Source organism: Proteiniphilum sp. UBA5463 (assembly GCF_002427225.1).
GTDB lineage: Bacteria > Bacteroidota > Bacteroidia > Bacteroidales > Dysgonomonadaceae > Proteiniphilum > Proteiniphilum propionicum.
The window spans coordinates 26472-46679 of the sequence record NZ_DIQL01000056.1 but is presented as its reverse complement, the minus strand read 5'-3'; the positions used below and the strand labels follow the sequence as shown (position 1 = coordinate 46679).

Annotated in this window: 19 protein-coding genes and 2 tRNA genes; 4 read left to right on the top strand and 17 right to left on the bottom strand. The window is 40.0% G+C overall.

Translation table 11 applies throughout. The annotated features are described in order from the left end of the window. Window positions 1-38: 38 nt before the first annotated feature. Window positions 39-2165 carry a S46 family peptidase gene (locus B3B27_RS09895; protein ID WP_238867015.1) on the bottom strand — a complete coding sequence of 709 codons (2127 nt, stop codon included), beginning with the start codon at window positions 2163-2165 and terminating at the stop codon, window positions 39-41. 269 nt (window positions 2166-2434) lie between these two features. Then, on the bottom strand, window positions 2435-3931 hold the full coding sequence (locus B3B27_RS09890; RefSeq protein WP_286922794.1) for a polysaccharide biosynthesis C-terminal domain-containing protein: 1497 nt from the start codon (window positions 3929-3931) through the stop codon (window positions 2435-2437). Window positions 3932-4170: 239 nt separating this feature from the next. On the opposite strand from B3B27_RS09890, the gene B3B27_RS09885 reads away from it, so the two are divergent. Beyond that, the gene (locus B3B27_RS09885; protein ID WP_286832558.1) at window positions 4171-5718 is read left to right on the top strand and encodes a glycine--tRNA ligase; all 1548 of its coding nucleotides are present in this window, start codon (window positions 4171-4173) and stop codon (window positions 5716-5718) included. A 4-nt stretch (window positions 5719-5722) separates the two neighbouring features. Next, window positions 5723-6262 carry an FKBP-type peptidyl-prolyl cis-trans isomerase gene (locus B3B27_RS09880; protein ID WP_286847366.1) on the top strand — a complete coding sequence of 180 codons (540 nt, stop codon included), beginning with the start codon at window positions 5723-5725 and terminating at the stop codon, window positions 6260-6262. A 35-nt stretch (window positions 6263-6297) separates the two neighbouring features. Here B3B27_RS09880 and dacB read toward each other — a convergent pair whose 3' ends face one another. From dacB to B3B27_RS09840, 8 genes are all read right to left on the bottom strand, one after another. Continuing rightward, on the bottom strand, window positions 6298-7734 hold the full coding sequence (gene dacB / locus B3B27_RS09875) for a D-alanyl-D-alanine carboxypeptidase/D-alanyl-D-alanine endopeptidase (protein ID WP_286847365.1): 1437 nt from the start codon (window positions 7732-7734) through the stop codon (window positions 6298-6300). Window positions 7735-7891: 157 nt separating this feature from the next. Further along, window positions 7892-8647 (bottom strand): polysaccharide deacetylase family protein, encoded by a 756-nt coding sequence (locus B3B27_RS09870; RefSeq protein ID WP_286845556.1) that lies wholly within the window; start codon window positions 8645-8647, stop codon window positions 7892-7894. 504 nt (window positions 8648-9151) lie between these two features. Next, on the bottom strand, window positions 9152-9757 hold the full coding sequence (locus B3B27_RS09865) for a porin family protein (protein ID WP_238867025.1): 606 nt from the start codon (window positions 9755-9757) through the stop codon (window positions 9152-9154). A gap of 286 nt (window positions 9758-10043) precedes the next feature. Continuing rightward, complete coding sequence (locus tag B3B27_RS09860) at window positions 10044-11261, bottom strand: M16 family metallopeptidase (protein WP_238867028.1); 1218 nt, start codon at window positions 11259-11261, stop codon at window positions 10044-10046. Window positions 11262-11277: 16 nt separating this feature from the next. After that, window positions 11278-11982: a DNA alkylation repair protein gene (locus B3B27_RS09855; RefSeq protein WP_286847363.1), complete on the bottom strand. Its 705-nt coding sequence runs from the start codon at window positions 11980-11982 to the stop codon at window positions 11278-11280. A 214-nt stretch (window positions 11983-12196) separates the two neighbouring features. Then, window positions 12197-13153 (bottom strand): NAD(P)-dependent oxidoreductase, encoded by a 957-nt coding sequence (locus B3B27_RS09850; protein ID WP_238867033.1) that lies wholly within the window; start codon window positions 13151-13153, stop codon window positions 12197-12199. Between the two features lie 157 nt (window positions 13154-13310). Next, window positions 13311-13384, bottom strand: a tRNA-Asn gene (locus B3B27_RS09845). Window positions 13385-13416: 32 nt separating this feature from the next. Beyond that, window positions 13417-13490 (bottom strand) — tRNA-Asn (locus B3B27_RS09840). Window positions 13491-13694: 204 nt separating this feature from the next. Between B3B27_RS09840 and B3B27_RS09835 the strand changes: the two genes are divergently transcribed. Together B3B27_RS09835 and miaA are read left to right on the top strand one after the other, a co-directional pair. Next, the gene (locus B3B27_RS09835) at window positions 13695-14252 is read left to right on the top strand and encodes an IS1096 element passenger TnpR family protein (RefSeq protein WP_286847361.1); all 558 of its coding nucleotides are present in this window, start codon (window positions 13695-13697) and stop codon (window positions 14250-14252) included. Window positions 14253-14445: 193 nt separating this feature from the next. Continuing rightward, on the top strand, window positions 14446-15357 hold the full coding sequence (gene miaA, locus B3B27_RS09830; RefSeq protein ID WP_238867037.1) for a tRNA (adenosine(37)-N6)-dimethylallyltransferase MiaA: 912 nt from the start codon (window positions 14446-14448) through the stop codon (window positions 15355-15357). Window positions 15358-15790: 433 nt separating this feature from the next. Here miaA and B3B27_RS09825 read toward each other — a convergent pair whose 3' ends face one another. The 7 genes from B3B27_RS09825 to B3B27_RS09800 all read right to left on the bottom strand — a co-directional run bounded on the left by B3B27_RS09825 (window position 15791) and on the right by B3B27_RS09800 (window position 20205). Further along, window positions 15791-15961 carry a type II toxin-antitoxin system mRNA interferase toxin, RelE/StbE family gene (locus tag B3B27_RS09825; protein ID WP_286847360.1) on the bottom strand — a complete coding sequence of 57 codons (171 nt, stop codon included), beginning with the start codon at window positions 15959-15961 and terminating at the stop codon, window positions 15791-15793. 34 nt (window positions 15962-15995) lie between these two features. Then, entirely contained in the window at window positions 15996-16661 is a 666-nt protein-coding gene (locus tag B3B27_RS09820; protein ID WP_238867039.1) for a transaldolase family protein, read from the bottom strand. A 219-nt stretch (window positions 16662-16880) separates the two neighbouring features. After that, window positions 16881-16958: a hypothetical protein gene (locus tag B3B27_RS09815; RefSeq protein WP_286832556.1), complete on the bottom strand. Its 78-nt coding sequence runs from the start codon at window positions 16956-16958 to the stop codon at window positions 16881-16883. Window positions 16959-17110: 152 nt separating this feature from the next. Then, complete coding sequence (locus tag B3B27_RS11800) at window positions 17111-17233, bottom strand: glycoside hydrolase domain-containing protein (protein ID WP_349678537.1); 123 nt, start codon at window positions 17231-17233, stop codon at window positions 17111-17113. Between the two features lie 102 nt (window positions 17234-17335). Beyond that, window positions 17336-18526 carry a hypothetical protein gene (locus tag B3B27_RS09810; protein WP_238867040.1) on the bottom strand — a complete coding sequence of 397 codons (1191 nt, stop codon included), beginning with the start codon at window positions 18524-18526 and terminating at the stop codon, window positions 17336-17338. A 6-nt stretch (window positions 18527-18532) separates the two neighbouring features. Further along, window positions 18533-19201: a D-lyxose/D-mannose family sugar isomerase gene (locus B3B27_RS09805; protein WP_238867042.1), complete on the bottom strand. Its 669-nt coding sequence runs from the start codon at window positions 19199-19201 to the stop codon at window positions 18533-18535. 2 nt (window positions 19202-19203) lie between these two features. Continuing rightward, window positions 19204-20205 (bottom strand): carbohydrate kinase family protein, encoded by a 1002-nt coding sequence (locus B3B27_RS09800; protein WP_238867044.1) that lies wholly within the window; start codon window positions 20203-20205, stop codon window positions 19204-19206. Window positions 20206-20208: the final 3 nt, after the last annotated feature.

The window sequence follows — 20208 nt, the reverse complement described above, 5'->3', positions numbered from 1 at the left end:
GCTAATGAGAGGCTGTTTCGTTCGTTGAAAGACTACTTCTATTTAACTATCTTCAACTCTTTTATAATATTTGGCGCTTCCATCACCCTATCTATTATATACAAAACATAACGAATATCGACACTGATCATGCGCTGCATCGAGGGTTCGAAGAGGATATCACCACTCAGCGACTCCCAGTTACCATCGAATGCCAGGCCTATAAGCTCCGCTTTACCATTCAGCACGGGGCTGCCGGAGTTGCCGCCAGTAATATCGTTATCGGACAAAAAATTCACCCTCATGCAGCCATCTTTATCACCATACATTCCAAAATCCTTTGAGCGGATGGCATCGAGGATATATCTCTGTACATCAAACTCCGGGTCACCCGGTTTCTGTTTCTCCAATACTCCCTCTGTTGTTGTATAGTAATCGTACCAGACAGCATCACGCGGTTTGTAACCTTTCACCGTTCCGTAGCTCATCCGCTGCGTGAAATTGGCATCGGGATAGAAAGTTCTATGGGAATCCATTTCCATCAAGGCTGCCATGAACTCCCTTTCGCCACGAAGTATTTTCTCATAGGCCGGCATCATCTTTCCCGACAGTTCATACCCCATATCGGTCGCGGACAGCGCCAGCTCCATAGCCGGATCGTTTGTCAGCTCCTGCATATCGGCAGACTGCAACAGCTGCAGTAACTCTTCCAGAGAGGTAAACTGTGTATTGCAAAACAGCCAGTCGGCATATTTTTCATAATCGCCTCCGAACTCCTCCCTTATTTTATTGTAAATATCGGGATGATATTGTTCAGGCACACGTTCTGCATAAAGCTTCATTAAAATGGGAAGCACCTTTTTATCCAGTCCGGGATCATAATTTTTATACGACTCTATAAGACGGTCGTTAATAAACGCCTGCTTGTCCTCTTCGGTTCCACCGGAATCGAACTGAAGGATGGTGTTGGCAAACCTTATCAGCTCTATACCGTTATTGAATGTCTCTAGAAAGTAGGTAGTATAACGAGCCATTTCATCTGAGCCGGTATAGGCCTCTTTAAGAGTTGTGAGAGTGCTATCGTATTTTGCTTTGTTGTTGGGATTGCTGTTGATCCATTTAAGCAACCTTGCTTCCAGTAACTCTTTCCGGGGTAATACTTCAAGATTGACAATTGCCTTGTTCATTCCCATTGAGTTTTTCCAGTAGTTGGAGCTTCCGGCGTACTTATTGGAGTATTTGATGCGGATTGTGTCGTTTTTTTTCATGGCATCCCACCATACATCCTGCTTTGCGCCCCTCACCTCAACACGGGGAGTGTTTTCAGACTCCATTGTCTGGTGTATTCCCCAAGACGACAAATATCGTTGCGTACTCCCAGGATATCCTACCGTCATCGAATAATCGCCCTGCGTAACACCTGCAATCGAAACGGGAACTACATGTTTGGGTTTGTACGGAACGTTGCTTTTACTGTAATTTGCAGGCTTGTTGTTCTTTCCGGCATAGACACGAAAGACAGAGAAATCACCTGTATGCCTCGGCCACATCCAGTTATCGGTATCACCCCCGAACTTCCCCACCGACGAGGGAGGAGCAACCACCAATCGTACATCACGGAAAACATCATAAATAGCCATATAGTACTTGTTGCGGGAGTAAAAAGGGACTACACGAACATGAGTAAACGGATCATCCTCATACTCCCTGATCAACTCGTTAGAGATGGAGTCAATAGCCAGCTCCCGCTGTATTTCACTGAGCACTAATGGCACATTGGGCACAATACGGCTGGTTACATCTGTCATCGACCTGAGGAACGAAACGGTAAGGCCATCTGCATACAATTCATCATCTCTTTTGTTTGCAGCAAAACCGTTCTTCAAATAGTCATGCTCAACATCGCTTAGTTTTTGTATAGCTCCATATCCACAGTGATGGTTAGTGAAAATCAATCCTTTTTTTGATACCGCAACACCACTGCATCCTCCGCCAAAGATGACAACAGCATCTTTCAGCGATGGGCTGTTTTCACTATAAAGTTTATCCGCTGGAAATGTAAAGCCCAACTCCTGCATACGTGCAACGCTCTCGCTATTAAGCTCCTTTAGAAGCCACATGCCCTCATCGGCTCTCGACAAGAATGTTACGAGCAATATAGCAAGAGATAAAAATGGTTTCTTCATAAAGAATAAAGTTTCTATATTGATTATTGATTATTGATTCCCAATTTCCTGATATTACATATCATCAAAATTGTTTACAATCTTAAATTTTTCTGATGTATCATCAAAAATTCTGAAATCTGAGCTCAAAATTCATAGTTGCAATTTCCAAATTACAAAATCCAAATTATGAGTTAATGATTCTATTTTAATGATCACTAAGTTTTTTCCTTCCCAATTAATTTTCTTTGAGTGCATCTTTTAGTGGCCCGTACTGAACTTATTGGGTTTTATGCCTTAAAATATTTCCCTATAAACGGCCATTCTCTCAAAGGGAATTCCCTCTTCACAACCACAAATATATACGCCACTATAAAAGCGGTGTTTAACAACAATCTGCTCCACAGATTTGGAACATAGTTATATGTTGACACAATTCCTGCAAAAAGGATTATTGACAGCAGAAAAAAGAATCCGGCTGATTTTAAATTGTATGGAATAGGATAATTTTTTTGCCCCAGGAAATAAGATATTAGCATCATAGATAGATTGGCAATGAATGACGCCCAGGCACATGCCATATAACCAAAGTGCGGAATAAACAGCACATTTATTAATATGGTGATAATAAAGCCAAATATTGAAATATATGCTCCCCATTTTGTCTGATCGGTAAGTTTGTACCAGAGAGAGAGATTGAAATAAATCCCGAAAAACAGCTCACCCATAAGGACAATTGGCACCACTTTCAATCCAACGTGATATTTAACGGGTATCAGATATTTGATAATATCAATGTAACCTACGGTCACTAGAAAGATTAACAATCCGAAGATGATGAAATATTTAGTAGCATCACTGAACGATTGCCTGTCACCTGAAGCCTCTTTATTCCGGGCAAAGATAAATGGTTCAAAGGCATAGCGGAATGCCTGGGTAAACATCACCATAATAATGGCTATCTTGAAGTTCTGTCCATAGATACCCAACTCCGTATAAGCATTTATCTTATCAGGATAAACCCAGGGAAAGACAATCTTATCGACTGTCTGATTCAAAATGCCCGCAACACCAAGAATAAGAATGGGGAAAGAATACTGCAACATTTTGCGGAGCAGCTGCATGTCGAAAGTCAATCTGATTCTCAGCTCCGGCGATACCATCAGAAACTGAATAACAGAAGCAGCAAGATTTGATATAAGTATGTAATCTACACCTTTACTGATATCGAACCAAGAAAATATGTCTGGGTAAACGGCTTGAAGCCGTGGACAAGCCAGAAAGAAGAAGAGGTTGAACAGGATGGTGAGTACTACGTTCGCTATCTTGATAGTCGCAAAACGTATGGGCCGCTTTTTAAACCTGAGATTGGCAAAAGGAATTGAACCAAGTACGTCAAAGCATAGGATTACAACCATGATTAACAGGTAGTGAGGTCTCATTGCCGTGCCACCCAATGCTAATGCTGCCGGCTTCAGAAATAATAATGCCAGGATAAAGAATATCGATGTTGTTGCAGCGATGCTGATAAATGTGGTTGAAAAAACCCTTACGGGGTTATCCTCCTTATTGGCAAAACGGAAAAAGCCGGTCTCCATCCCGTATGTAAGAATCACCTGTAGAAGAGCCACCCAGGCATAGAAATTGGTGAGCACCCCTATATCGGAGACCCTTGGCAGTGCAAAAGCCCAATAAAGCGATAAAAGCCAGCTAAGGAGTTTTGGCAGGACGCTTCCCAAACCGTAAAAAAAGGTCTCCTTTGCCAACGTTTTCATTCCATTCGCCATATTTATCTGAAAATTTTCATCGTTTCAAGTGATACGGTCACAAAAGTACAATTTTTCGTCAAGCTCTCCCAAAAAGGGGGTCATTATTTATCTTTAAGAATAATGGTAACCAAAAATTCAAAAAAAACCACTTACTTTGCAGGTTGAAACAAATATAAAGATAGAAATATGAAATAAAAGCATGTAATCAGCCTGTAACCTGAAGAAAAAGGTACTGGTAAAACATGCACTACAAAATTATGGCACAACAGGACGACGTTTTTAAGAAACTGGTATCGCATTGCAAAGAGTACGGGTTTGTATTCCCTTCAAGTGAGATCTATGATGGATTGGCAGCTGTGTATGATTACGGACAGATGGGTGTGGAACTAAAGAACAACCTTAAGAAATATTGGTGGGACAGCATGGTGCTACTGCATGAGAATGTGGTAGGAATAGATTCCGCCATCTTCATGCACCCTACCATCTGGAAAGCATCGGGACACGTGGAAGCTTTTAACGACCCGCTTATAGATAACAGGGACAGCAAGAAACGGTATCGTGCCGATGTACTGATAGAGGAGTATCTGGCAAAGCAGGATGACAAGATAGAGAAAGAGGTAAAAAAGGCTGAAAAACGTTTTGGAGACAGGTTTGATGAAAAAATGTTCCGTGAGACCAACCCTCGAGTATTGGAATACTGTGAGAAAAGGGATGAGATTCACAGCCGCTTTGTTAAGGCGCTTAACGATAACAATCTGGAGGAGCTACGCCAGATTATAATTGACTGCGAGATTGTTTGTCCAGTTAGCGGAACACGTAACTGGACAGAGGTGCGTCAGTTCAACCTGATGTTTGCCACAGAAATGGGATCTACATCCGACGGTGCCATGAAGGTTTATCTTCGACCCGAGACAGCACAGGGTATCTTTGTCAATTTCTTAAACGTCCAGAAAACAGGACGTATGAAGATACCTTTCGGCATTGCACAGATAGGGAAAGCATTCCGCAATGAGATCGTTGCCCGTCAGTTCATCTTCCGAATGCGTGAATTTGAACAGATGGAGATGCAGTTTTTTGTTGCCCCGGGAGAAGAACTGAAATGGTTTGAGCACTGGAAGCAATTCCGTATGAAATGGCACCAGGCTCTGGGTTTTGGGTCCGCAAAATATCGTTTTCACGACCACGATAAGCTGGCGCACTATGCTAACGCTGCTACAGACATAGAGTTTGAAATGCCGTTTGGATTTAAGGAGGTGGAAGGAATTCACTCCCGTACCGATTTCGATCTGAGCCAGCACGAGAAATATTCTGGCAAGAAGATGCAATACTTTGATCCGGAACTGAACAAATCTTATGTACCGTATGTGGTTGAGACCTCAATAGGTGTGGACAGGATGTTTCTATCGATACTGGCCGCTACCTACCACGAAGAGAGATTGGAAGACGGAGAGACACGGGTATTGCTGAAGCTGCCCCCGGCACTTGCACCCGTTAAACTGGCCATCCTCCCGCTTGTTAAAAAAGACGGGTTGCCAAAGAAAGCACGTGAAATTATGGACGAACTTAAATTTTGCTTTACCTGCCAGTACGACGAGAAAGATAGCATCGGCAAACGATATCGCCGACAAGATGCCATAGGCACACCTTTCTGTGCCACCATAGACCATCAGACGCTCGAAGACAATACGGTAACAATTCGTTATCGCGACACCATGGAACAAGAAAGGGTATCCATAGATTCACTGCAACACACCATTGCAGACAAGGCCGATATGAAATATTTACTGAAACAATTATCAGAATAGAATTATGAAGATGTATTCAACCATATTCATCATTTTAAGTGCTGCCATTCTGTTTACATCATGTGATAAAACAGAGACATTTGATGACAAGTGGAAGCTCGACAACGAAGCACAGTTTGCCCTCATCACTAACGATGCCAGGTATAAAAAGATAAATTCTCAATCAGGAAAAGGGTTTATCATGCAAAAGGAGATTGAGTCGGGTGACGGCGCAACCCCGTATTTCACCGACAGGGTTGAAGTGCTTTATACCGGATGGTATAAGCGCGACTGGTCGAAATCGGACACCTACAAAGATGATAAGGGTAACATCATCTACAATAAAGTAATTTTCGATTCAACTGCAAACAGAAATAATATCCCCAGTAAATTCCAGATAAAAGAGCTTGTAGATGGTTTTTCCACTGCACTGCAGCATATGAAGGTGGGTGACAAGTGGGAAATTTGGATCCCATGGTATATGGGATACGGAGATATTTCATCAGGGACTATCCCCGCTTACACCACTCTGGTTTTTGAAATTGAATTGGTCAGCATCCTTTAGAAATCACGTTAATAAACGAACAAACACCTGTTTTTTCACAAACTAAGCAAAAACTGTTCAATGGCACCTTTTACCTGAATACGGGCTCCATTGAATTTATTGACCATCACGGTAAAAGCCAACTTCTTGTTGCCATCGACCAGATATCCTGCGTAACACTGTACTCCGCCAATGCTGCCGCTCTTTGCCGAAACTTTACCACTTAGCCGGGTATTTTGGAGGAAGTTCTGAAGTGTTCCGTCCTGCCCTGCCTTCGGAAGTGAATCGAAGAAAGGAATTGAATAATTGCTTTTATTATACATATAAACCAGTAGATCATCTAAAAACAAGGCGCTCACCGCATCCTGAGGTGCCAGGCCACATCCGTCGTACATTTGCAGCGATGAGACGTCAACCCCTTTTCTCTTCCAGAACTCCTTAACATACTCTATACCTGCTTCAAGCGGATCGGCATAGATATCTTTATTGCTGTATCTTCCAATGGTACGGATAAGATGTTCGGTATAGTGATTGTTGCTCTCTACGTTTATCTCATGTATAATCTCCTTCAATGTGCGGGAAAGCTGTGTAAAGATAACCCTGCCGATATGGTACGGTTGGCTTCTGTCTGATGAGCAGTTCAGTGAAAAATAATCTGAACGGGCTGTCTCCACCTTGCCAATTTTAAAGCCGGCCCGGGAGAGATAAGCGGCAAGAGTCTCACCCAGCAGCAAGCCAGGATCGGGAATATCTCCTTTTATGCTGAATTCGACCCGCCCTGCAGGTATATCTCCTCTAACGGCCCGATCGTAAGAAAAAGGAACTCCATAAATATAACCGTTATCAAGTCCCGTGTTATTCAGCGACAAGCTGTTCAGAAACTTAAGCCCTTTTATTGCAGGTTCCGTGCGAAGAATTTTTGGACAGCCATTCTTATCGGTAGTATTGAAAAATAGCCTGTAGCTATTATCGAAAATACTGATCCCGTAAGCGCCAGCTGCATAATAATTACCAATGTCTATCCATGTCCATTCAGGAGAAATACCGTTGTAACCAAACAGGTTATCAACAACGTAGATAAAATATTCCGGGTCCACAGGAAGAGACTTTTTCAAGGCATCGACACCATTAATGAAGAAAGCGTTGGGGTTCTCTCTAAATGCTTCACTCCCCAAAGTGGGATCACCAGATCCAATAACCAGTATACGAGAGGGATCATTTGTATCTATCGCCAGGTCGGTCTTATATCTGTAGTTTTCGCCAAGAACTTCAATTGCTGTAGCTGTGGTAACCAGCTTCAGCACCGATGCCGGAGCGAGCGATTTATCGGCATTATATGACACAATCCTCTTCCCGGTTTTCATATCGGTAACAGATATTCCAACCGATGCATGCTTAAGAGCAGGATGAGTGATGAATTGCTGTAAAGCTGTCTGTGAATAGCCAAAGCTTGCTAAAAACAGGAAAACTGAGAGAACGAGATTTTTTTGCATCGAGACTTATCTTTTGATTTTAGCAAACTTACATAAAAAATTTGTGATCTTTTATGGAGCTTGAAAAAAATCAATGAGAATTTTTCGAAACAATATATATGATATTCCATATTGAAGTCACAGATAATGGGAAAAAAGAGATTGACAGGCAGACAGCCTACCCTTTCAGCAGTTCATCAATCCTTAACAACCGGTATTCTCTTTTTTTTAACTCTTTTATCAGATCATCCAATAAATCATACAGCTTATCGGTACGCTTCGGATCGGTTCCAATATGAATTAAAAGTACAAAACCATTCAATCCATCTTTCTCTTCATATTCTAAAATATTGTAATAAATTGTTTCCGAAGAACGGTAGTTCTTCATATCGGGAGTGGTGTAATCGGCATTTGATGTAGTTCCAGGTGTAAAATTTACTATCTGTACTCCCTTCGCTTTTGCCCAATAACTGATCTCCCGGTTATACCATTCATAAGGTGGCATAAAATAGCGGGGCGACTGAATTTTCAAACCAATTTTCCGCATTGCTTTATAGTTATCATTCAGATCTTTTTCAAACTGCCGGCGGGTCACAAGTGTTGAGTCGCGCTTATTCCAGTCGGCATATAGCAAGTGTTTATCGGAGTGTGGGCCCATATAATGGCCCTCCTCTCCTAGTTTTCGTGCTATGACAGAATATTTGCGATAAAACTCACCTGTGAGAAAAAATGAACCTTTCACTCCATTTTTTTCTAATGCTTGCAGAATGGTTTCGGCACCATCGGCATATTCGTGTCCTGTAAAAACCAGCGAGAGCTGCTTTTTGAATGTATTCCCACGCACTATGCCTCCCTCTTCAATTTTCTTATTTTTGCTTATCAGGACAGCCTTCGTAATACCCTCTTGAGGATAATAAACGTGGTTAAATTGCATAAAGTCCTTTTCTGCACATAACATTTGAGAAAAAGGAATCAGCAAAAAAACAAAAATCAATTTCCTCATATATTTTTTTATTCAACTTTCGGATCTGTTGCAACTACAGCCGTACATACTATATTTCAATACTTTATATGTTTATACAGAAATATTGATTGTAATTCGTGCAAGATACAAATTATGTATGATTCAAAAAAATTTCAATCAGAAGTTGCTTTTTTGAATAGTTCTCTTCTGTAATAAATCGCAAATCTTTCATCTAAGATACAGATAGGCAAGAGGTTACGCAGGACCCTCGAAAGAGCCATACTCTATTGACATTCAGCGATTTATAAGATTTAAAAAAAACACCAAACTATTGATATTGCATATAATATCAACATCTTTATTGGCACATTTGTAATAGATGAAACTTTTAGAGGGATTATAAGGTCAAAAAGCAGCCACAAAAAACCCTGCACAGGTAAATATGCAGGGATAGTAAAAATATTATGATCTGATTTAAAACTTATATCCTACAGAGAGATATGCGTTTTGGTTTTTTACATCGCCATTGGAATAATTGGCAATCTTAAGCAATCCCATATCCCATCCGAGATCAACAAGGAAAGGCCCAAATTCTGCACCTACACCGAGTCCTAACCCGGCATCAAATGGTTTAAGTAATCCATCATCGCCAAAAGTATCGGCCAGGTCAACACCACCACTTGAAATTTTACCTCCTACACCATAAGCTACATAAGGGCCGCCATGAAATACCATACGTGTTCCCGGGGTAATATCAGTCTTATAGGCATAATGGACAGGGATCTGCAAATTCAACGAATTAACTGTGCCGTCCACTTCTCCGATGATTGGAAAATCATAATCAATTTTTGTGCCTTTGGTTGTAAAAAAAAGCCCGGACTGAATTGCCATTGCAGGAGCAAATTCATACTCGGCAGCTAAACCAATATTAAACCCGAACTTAGCATTTTTACTGTTCAGTTCTTCACCCCAGAAATTGGACATATTCACGCCACCTTTTACTCCGAGACTTACTTGTGCGCTGACAGCCGTTGCAATTGCAAGCATGGATACAACTGCTACAAATCTAATTTTTTTCATAATTAATCAAGTTAAGTTTTAGTTAATATACCTATTATATATCTCATTCACAATACTTGAATTAAAACATTTTTAAAGGTTTTTTGTTCGCACCTGAAAGTTTATTTACCTATTCAACTCCCTTATGCATTAATTTCTGTCTCGTACAGCTAAATATGAGGAATATAGATGTTATTTTGGTAACAAAACAATATAATACATTTCCTTTAGGTAAAATCTATTTTACCGCAGTTCCGCGATCTTTCTTTCTGATTGTGTAGTGTTTGAATATTTACCGAAGTATTGGCTATAAATATCGCAGTTCAAACATGGGAAATGAGAAAATTTTATTTGCAACATCCTTTATCTGTTTGGAGGTTATTGCGTCTATTTCGGAAAACAGTTCATCCAACGATATATAACGGTTAAAATGCAAATAGTATTTTGCCATGGTCAAAGCATTATTTTCTCTGCTTTCAGATGCAATTCCCAATTGCCCTTTCCACTGTCGCTTAGCCAGCGACAGCTGCATAGGTGTTAACTCGATCTCTTTTACTTTATCTATCTCTTTATTAATAAGACTAATGCACTTATCCTTATTTTTGAGGTCACTTGTGAAATATATGGCAAATAGTCCAGTATCGGTATAAAAAGTGACATTGGACTCAACATTATAAGCCATGCCGTATCTCTCTCTGAGCATATTGTTAAGACGACTGTTCATACTTCCGCCACCCAGAATATTATTGAGCAGGTAGAGAGCCTGTTTTTGTGGATGATACATATCAAACGTATTACATCCCAACATAACATGTGACTGTGATGTGTTTTTATTTAGAACACGCTTATGTGGTGAAAAAAGAGCAGGTGCAAACCTTTCTTTGACAGGGCAAAAGGACTGGGGAACTGAAAAATATTTTTCCACCAGCCGTATTATTTTTGTAAAAGGTGTTTTACCAAAAGAAAAAAACAACATCTCTGAAGGGTGATATTGCCTTTGCACAAAACTAACAATACTATCCCTGTTAAAATTTCTCAACGAATCAGGATCCCCTAATATATAGTGTCCGATATCGTGTCCGGTGAACATCATATTCTCAAAATCGTCATAGATAAGCTCCGATGGTGAGTCGTAATAAGAGTTTATCTCATCGATAATAACCTCCCTCTCCCTGTCAATCTGATGCGAAGAGAACTCGGAATGAAATATCAGGTCGCTCAGTAATTCCACTGCCCTTGGAAAATATTCATGCAGAAAAGTAGAATAAATAAATGTCTCCTCCTTTGTAGTATAGGCATTCAGCTCTCCTCCAACATTCTCCATTCTATTGGAAATATGGTGTGCCCTGCGTTTTGCCGTACCCTTGAACAGCATGTGTTCTACGAAATGAGCCATACCATACTCTTCTGGATATTCATCACGGGCGCCTGTATTCACCACTATCCCACAATAAGATATTTCGGAGGAAAAAGCTTTGTGAATAATTCGAAAACCGTTTGGTAATATATGTGTCTGTACTGTCATAATTTATTAGAAACTCCTATGCTCTCTGCATATACTTTTTTTTATGCCCTGAAGAGAGTCTTTCAATAGCATAACGCAGCATAGTGCGTGGCATTTTCTTATAGTATTTGTCGAGAAATCCTGTAAGCACCGATTCATCGCGTTTGCCTGTCTCTCGTAGCATCCAGCCGCATGCTTTATGTATCAGGTCGTGGTTGTGAGACAAAAACTTCTCAGACAGCTGCAATGTATCCTCGAAATCGTTATCCCTGATAAACGCCATGGTGGAAACAACAGCTATACGCTGATTCCATAAAAGGCCGCTATCTGCCAGGCAATATAAAAGAGAGCGGTCTTTCTTATTCTTCAACCATTCGCCCACTATTTGGTAACACGACAAATCCACAAGATCCCAGTTATTTATGCACGATGTATGTGCAAGATAAAAATCAACGATCTCATTTCGTTTCAGCTCACCAGCCTTTTTATACTGCTCAACAAGTATTAGCAATGCACATAAACGACACTCATGTAATTCATCGTTCAGCAGTTTTTCCAACTCCGCGAATGACATATTTTTATGTACTTTAGCCACATAACGTGTTTCCGGAACTGTACATCCGATAAATTTATCTCCTTCCCCGTATTGCCCCTCTCCTGTCTTGAAGAAATACTTAGAATGTTCTGCTTTTTTGGGATTTCCCAAAGCAAGGAGCTGTCTTTTTATATTTTCTGCCGTCATCAAATGATATGCGTAAATTCTAAATATTAGTCTGCTCTGAAAACCCCAAAACTCGATTTTGGTGGCTTACAACTTGCTGAAAATCAGCGAGAATTTTGGGCGATTTTCAGCAGAAAAGACTTATCGGAGTGAGCTCAAATATTAAGGTGAAAACTCTAATAACGGATAAACTGAATACATTAATGCTGATTTACTGACTTAGAAAAATCACAACTCAGTTGACCCGTGACACCGGATAAGTACCTTCATAAAATCCCACAATATTTTGTGACATTTCAATTGACATATTTATACGGTCTTCGATGGTCTTTGTGCCGGCATGCGGAGCTAACACTACATTGTCAAGCTCAACCAGTTCGGGAATAATATGCGGTTCGTATTCAAAAACATCAAGTGCTGCGGCCCATATCTTTTTTTCTCTAAGCGCCTTAGCCAAAGCCTTTTCGTCCACCATACCCCCCCGGGCCGTATTAATGAATATGGCTGTAGATTTCATCATGTTCAGTTGTTTTTCGCCTATCATATGATATGTTTCAGGAGTGTAGGGAGCATTAAGTGAAATGTAATCAGCTGTCCTAAGCAGCTCCTCAAAAGTAAAATAACGGGCATTGTACTGCTTTTCAAGAGATTCATTCAATCTGTTCCTATTATGGTAGATTATCTCCATCCCCGATGCCACTGCACGCCTGGCAAGTGACTGTCCTATACGTCCCATTCCTATAATACCCAAAGTTTTACCATACACAGACTGTCCACTTTCGGCATATATACCCCAGTTAACGCCTTCTGGTAAACGCAACTTGCGATCATAATACCCTATACGTCGGCCTGCAGCCAGGAGAAGCCCGAAAGCAAACTCTGCCGTAGGTTCCCGTGTTGAATTAGGGATATTTGTAACTGTAACCCCTTTCGCTGTCGCATACTCTACATCAATATTGTTATACCCAACACCAAAATTGGAAATCAGTTCCAGCTTCACGGCCTTATCCAATATATCTTTGCCGGTATAAAAGCTGAAATTAGGGACAAGAACCTCGTAATCGGGAATCAACTCCATAACTTCATCTTTTGTAAAATAGGATTTATTTTCAGGAAGCGTAACCTTATATTTTCCCTCCAGCATTTTTAATCCTTCCGGTTTTAAACGATAAGCTATCAAAACTTTCTTCATTGTTGTAATATTAATGATATTAATGATTCTAACCGCATATTCAGGACAGATGATGTATCTTTTAACGAGTTATCAATGCAAATTGTTTTTGGGAAACAATTATGATTAAGTAAGTAGGTATGCTAACAAAAAAACGAGCCTTTAGACTCGTTTTTTGCTCTTCAGGCTGGACTTGAACCAGCGACCCTCTGATTAACAGTCAGATGCTCTAACCGACTGAGCTACTGAAGAATTAATACACCCTTTAAAACTTTACTTTTCTGCTCTTCAGGCTGGACTTGAACCAGCGACCCTCTGATTAACAGTCAGATGCTCTAACCGACTGAGCTACTGAAGAATTAAATTTTCGATCTCAGAAAAGTGATGCAAAAGTAGTATAAATTTCCGAATTAACCAATATCTGTAGCGAAAAAAATGGACATCTAATTTTTTTGTGTAAAAACAGGCTCGGGAACGATCAATTTATGATTTGTCGAATATAAATATTTGAAACTTTTTATTACCTTTGAAACGTAATCAATCAGCATAAACAAAGATTAAAATGATATTCAAATTTCTAATTCTTTCCGATGAAGCAGATAACTTCAAAAGGGAAATCAAAATTGATGCCGATGCCACTTTTTTGGATTTCTACCATGTTATTTTAAACTGCACCGGTTTCAGCAATAAGGAAATGGCATCGTTCTTCTTATGTGACAACAAGTGGTGTAAGCTGCAGGAAATCACGCTGGTAGAAATGGATACATATTCTGATGAGGACTCCTATATAATGGAGAAATGCATTTTGAGCGACTATCTTGAAGATGAAAAGCAAAAGCTGATGTACGTTTTCGATTATCTCACCGAACGCGCACTATATATTGAATTATCAGAAATAATTCCCGGAAAAAACCTTGATAAAGCAATCTGTTCACTTTCCGTTGGCGAAGCACCCAAACAGCTATTGAATATTGAAGAAATAAAAACCGATGGCGTTTTATTGGATACCGGCGAATCGTTCTACGGTGATGAAAATTTCGATATTGATGAATTGGACAGAGAGGGATTTGAAGGATTGGATGATATCTCTGTTGATACAGGCGAAAGTGATATCTTTTGAATTGCCCCATCAACATTATCAAATCATCAATGAACGCCGGATATTAATTTAATAATAACGGGAAACTGAATCAATCCGTTTTAATATCGCTCATAATCGTTCAATCTGATTATTTACGGTTAAAGTTCAATTAAACCTGGTTTTGTATGTTTCAAACTCTCCAAATATCAATCAATCTCATTAAATCTGAATAATGAATACCCTTCTCGTGCTGCTTGGTCCCACAGGTGTTGGAAAAACCGAATGGAGCCTGCGCATCGCCGAAGAGATAAAAAGTCCCATCATATCAGCCGATTCACGGCAGCTATACCGGGGAATGACCATTGGAACAGCTGCTCCTACAGAATTACAACGTAAACGTGTACCACACTATTTCGTGGGAGTACTTTCACCTGAAGAATATTACAGCGCCAGTGAATATGAACAGGATGCCATGGCTCTGCTAAGTGAACTTTACAAGCAACATCAGGTTGTAATTATGACGGGGGGTTCTATGATGTATATCGATGCGGTGTGTAAAGGTATTGATAATATACCCTCTATTGATATCAGGTTGCGAAAAGATGTTCAGGAGCTCTACCGTAAAGAGGGGCTCGATCCTATTCGCCGGCAATTGAAAATTCTGGACCCTGCATTTTATGATGAAGTGGATCTGAAAAACCCCAAGAGGGTCATTCATGCATTGGAGGTGTGCCTGATGGCCGGGAGACCTTACTCTTCCCTACGTACTAACCCTAGAAAAAAGCGTCCTTTTAGTATAGTGAAGATAGGATTTACCCGCGACCGGCAAGAGCTGTATGAACGTATCAATAATCGTGTTAATCAGATGATAAAAGAGGGACTGGTTGACGAAGCTCGTCACTTTTATCCGCACCGTTATTTAAACTCACTTAACACTGTTGGTTACAAAGAACTTTTCGATTACTTCGACGGTAACTGCACGCTCGATTTTTCCATAGAGAAAATTAAACAACACTCCCGAAACTATGCCCGCAAGCAGATGACTTGGTTTAAGAAAGACCCGGAGATAAATTGGATAAACCTGTCAGAAGAAAATAGAGATGTGATAAATGAGATTAAGGATATTTTGAAATTAGATTGTTGAACAGATTCTTTTATTCATTGTATGAGTCCCGTCCGAAATATCTCGATTTTTCATGTTTTTGAAAAATGAGGTTTTAGGAGGGGACTCAAATATACAAATTAGAAGTACCGAAAAGCTAAATCTTACATAGTGTCGATCCTTTTTCCTTTTTTTATTGTAATCATTCAGTTTCATATAAAAATATATTTATACTTTTAATTATTCAGAACTTTTAAATGTCTCCCATTCATGTTTACTAATTTATTATGCGACTAATACTCCATTAATTAGCATTTTACAACAGTTCTTTATTCTGTATTAATGTTCACCACTCATCACACATGCATGGATTGAAACGCTTTTCTTCCATCGCTCATGGCGAGAATTACCGTTTGTTCTGCAGCAAGCAATGTCGCCACCGGCAAAATGATCTTATCGGCCGTTTCAGGTATCCCTAAGGTTTAAATAATTCAGAATGACTACCCAATCGTATCAATTTGATCACATCACTGTTTTCGTCTATCCAAATTAAAAGAAAATCACCCTCGATATGGTATTTCCAACATCCCTTGTTATTTCCGACCAAAGGGAGAAGTTTAGTTTTTACAATTTTTTCAATTGTCATCTTTAATATAAATCGACCAACAATTATACGATCTTCAAAACTTCACATCATACAAATGTGAGCCATCTCGCTCAAATTCCATTACCCCCTTGTCGGTCATCGGATGCTTCAGAATAGCTTCTAACACATTATATGATGCAGTTACGGCATGGCAACCAACCATACTTACGCGATATATCTGATCAACATTTTTAAAACTAGCTCCTAACACTTTGCAAGAAAATCCGTATAATTTGAATGTATTTACAATATCAGCCACAACATCAATACCATGAGAGGAAATATTATCGAGACGATTGACATACGGTGCAACAAAGTCAGCACCTGCTTTTGCCGCAATTAATGCTTGTTGCTGGGTAAAAATTGCGGTTGCCGTAACATACATTCCCGCCTCTTTTACCATTTGTATTGCTCTAAAACCTTCTTTAGTTACAGGGATTTTAACAAAATAATTATTATCGAATTGAAAATAATCTTTATAGCACTTAGCTTCACGTAAAATATCATCCGCTTTTTCACTTATTGTTTGTACGTGAATCATTTTATCGCCTATACATTCCTGAATTTTAGGAATAATTTTTGATAAAGGTTCATTTTCATGAGCCAGAATAGTCGGATTTGTAGTTACACCCTCTATTGGAAAGTGCGTGAACAAATCTTTTATTTCATTTATATTTGCTGTATCTGCTAAATATATCATAATATTGTTTTTAATTAAATTATATCAAAAAAATATCTTTGCCTTATCTCTTTACGTCAGCCTCTCCGAACGTGAGTTCTGAGTATCCTATTAAAACAACGTCTTCGTGAAACTGTTCATCAATATCGAAAATACACTTGCTATCGAAGGAAATAACTGGGACTTGGTCCCATGTATTACCTTGTTCATAAGCTCCTTGACGTCTCAAGGCAACTTTATCTAAAAGATGGCTTTGTCCGTCTCATAAGGAAACAAAATGTCTCCTTTTTTAACGGAATCACCCTTTCCCTTTTTTATTTCTGTTATGATATAGCTTTCAACTGATTGCCCCTTTCGTAGGCATAATGACTAAAACTGCCATAATTCTTGTCAATATCTTTTTTAAAACAATATATTGATTTCATCTTAAAAGAGAAGAAAGAAAATATAAAGTGGAGGACATATCTATTTCAATCATCGCACCGCTTCATAAGGGTTGTGTGGTCCAACCAGCTTTTGGTATGATTCTTACCGTTCAGGATTACCCTATCGATATAACGATTTTCTGCATTATTGCTAGGGGCATCAATCACTTTTTTTACCGTTTTCAAGATGAATGGTTGCTCTCTTGAATAACGTGGCACACATCACATAAAAAGCAAGGGACAGGGAGTATATTATGAATTGAATTATCCTTACTCATATTCGTTTGTCTTATTGATCTGGTTTAAAAACAGCATTGCTTCGCCCTCTGTCAATCCGCATATTTTCTCAAGAGTATTAAAAACCCCGTGCTCTTTCAATTCCTTGTGAAACTCGATATCCGGGGGATACATCTTACCGTTGATATCTGTTGCCTTGAATCTCAATGCCGATTCCAGAACCTTCCCTATCCTGTCATACGGCAGTCCGTTATTATACGCCGACATTAGTGGTGTAACAATCCTATCGTCGAATGATAGCTTACGAGGCAGATCGCAACCAACCCGAAACACCGTATCTTCCAAAAGTTGATTTGAAAAACGACGAAGCAAATCATCAATATGCTCATCCAGGTGGCGGGTTGAAAACACACCGGGATATTCATATTGTAGAGCTCCAGCACTCTGCTGCATTGCTTCATGTACGAAAGCCATTATCCTCCCATCTTCAAGCACCTCCCATAAAAAAGTCTGTTCGGGGTGAAATCTATATCCGAGATAGGCAGTCGCAGCATGCCCAAAATTGTGAATGAACAGTTTGCGATCGACCCAGGCTTTCATGTTCTCTTTCGCTTGCATTCCAGTAATAACGGGTATGGGATTTTTAAATGCTTCCTTGTTTACGATAAGTGTGTTGTAAGCCTCTGCATAAACAGAAAGGATGTCATTATCCTGGTGATTAACAGTGAAAGGCACCATTTTCCCGATACTTGTTTCCACAAGTCCCACATATTTGTTCAAAGGATAGCTTTCCGGCAGAACTTTCGCCAACTCATCACGCATAAATACATCCGCGTTCCGCATATTTTCTGCCAGGACGATATCAATCTTTCGTCCCGGACATACGTTTTCGCGTGCCAGCAATCCGCGTGCCAGCGTGGGAACGATATGTTTCAATCCGTTCTTTCCGATAGATACGGCAATGATATCAGCAGAGATAATCTCACAGATGACCTTTTCCTCATCCTGGCCCTGTACACCCCGTACATTATCTACAACAATTATTTCCGGACTCGTATCACAGATAATGACTTTGTAAGAATGTTTCTGATTTAAAGCATCGACAATGTTTTGGTCTATATCAATAAAAACAACTTCATATCCGGAACGGCTGAACAGTTGACCAATAAATGAGCGCCCAATTTTTCCGGCACCGAATAAAACCAATTTTGGAGATTTGGTCATTCTTATTTATCTTCCATACTCATTACACAGACAAAAATGCATGGGTTCATCTTCCATGATTTCCGGATAGCGCCCAAGTGATTCATAAAAACGATTATCATTACTATCATCGTTTACCGTCGAGACTTCACCCACAAGTGCCGGTCCGCCTTCCGCCCAGAAAGCATGATACACATACGGTTCAAGGCAGATACTGTCACCCGGTTTCAGGCTAAAAACATCACCAGCATTAAATGTTTTCCTCACACCGTCTATTAATAAAGAAAATCGCTCATTGGTTTTTTCTTCCGTTTGCTTATCGGCTTTCCATAGTTGAATGCAAAGATCTCCCCCACCCCGGTTAATAATATCTTCCATCTTTTTCCAGTGAAAATGCATTGGAGTGACCTGCTTTTCTCCAACAATCATTATTTTCTCACAGTATGTTTTATAAGGCACACGCGAAGGGTAGCCGTTACGAAGGGTAAATAAAGTCAACCCTTCTTCTTTAAAGCGTCCTTTCCCGAAATCGGTAATATCCCAACCCAATTGTGCCAACCGTATCTCTTCATACTCTTTACCTTTGGTCTTCCACTCTTCCGGAGTAAGGTATGCCCATGAAGGCAATTTGAATGAATGCTGTTTATAAAATTCAATCGCAAAGTCAATGGCATTGTTAATTTCACTTCGTTTCATAATCAATCTGTTTTTATGTATTTCTGTAATTCGAATAACGGAACCGCTCCTCCCGTACTGTTTTCGCTCAGCAGGTTAAACCTCGCATTCGCATTGGCCAATAGAAGCATTTCATGCAGTGAGAACCCTTCATGAATAGCATACAATGCACCGGCACAGAAGGCATCACCGGCGCCTACCGTACTTTTTATCTCGGCTTGGGAGACTTTAAACGCCGGCACAAATAGTTGTTGTCCGTCTTTTTGCATAACATACCCTCCCTCAGGAAAATGGATCACGACCATCTTATTTACTCCCTGGTTGAAAAGATCTTCAGCAACTTTAGACAGGTTTTCCCGGCAAAGCGTATCCTTTTTCCGAAGTGCTATATCCGTACAGGCACCGGCTTCTATCTCATTACAGATAAGATAATCTACATACTTTAAACTTGGTATGACCACACTCCGAAATCGTTCGCCTTGCTCCGATACAACATCAATGGATATTTCGTATCCCTTTGATTTTAGCATATGCAAGACTTTTGCCCCCACGGTACCATACTTTTCATCGAATGAGTCCAATTTATCCAATAACAACAGATACCCCAAATGGAAGATTTTTGCCGACGATTCCATTTTTTCAAGGTCGGAATAATCCAACAGCGCGTTTGATCCCCTGTAATGAAAAAATGTTCGTGCCCCGCTATGCATTTCCGACATCACATCAGTAAAAGAGGTTGTAACTCCGTCACGTATTGACATATACCGATTATCTATATTGTATTTAGCAATCTCATCCATAATATATCTGCCGTTGTCGTCATTACCAACTATTCCCCCTGCCCATAAAGGTATATCTGTTTGCAACCTTGCCAGATTGACGAGCACGTTATGCGCACATCCACCTAAAGCTCTCCCGGCTACAAGTTTGATATTGGCCAGATTGCCTTTTCCCGGCCAGGTATCGATCATTTTAATATGGTCGATGACCCAATTCCCTGCTGAAATGATTCCGTTGCGTTGCATATT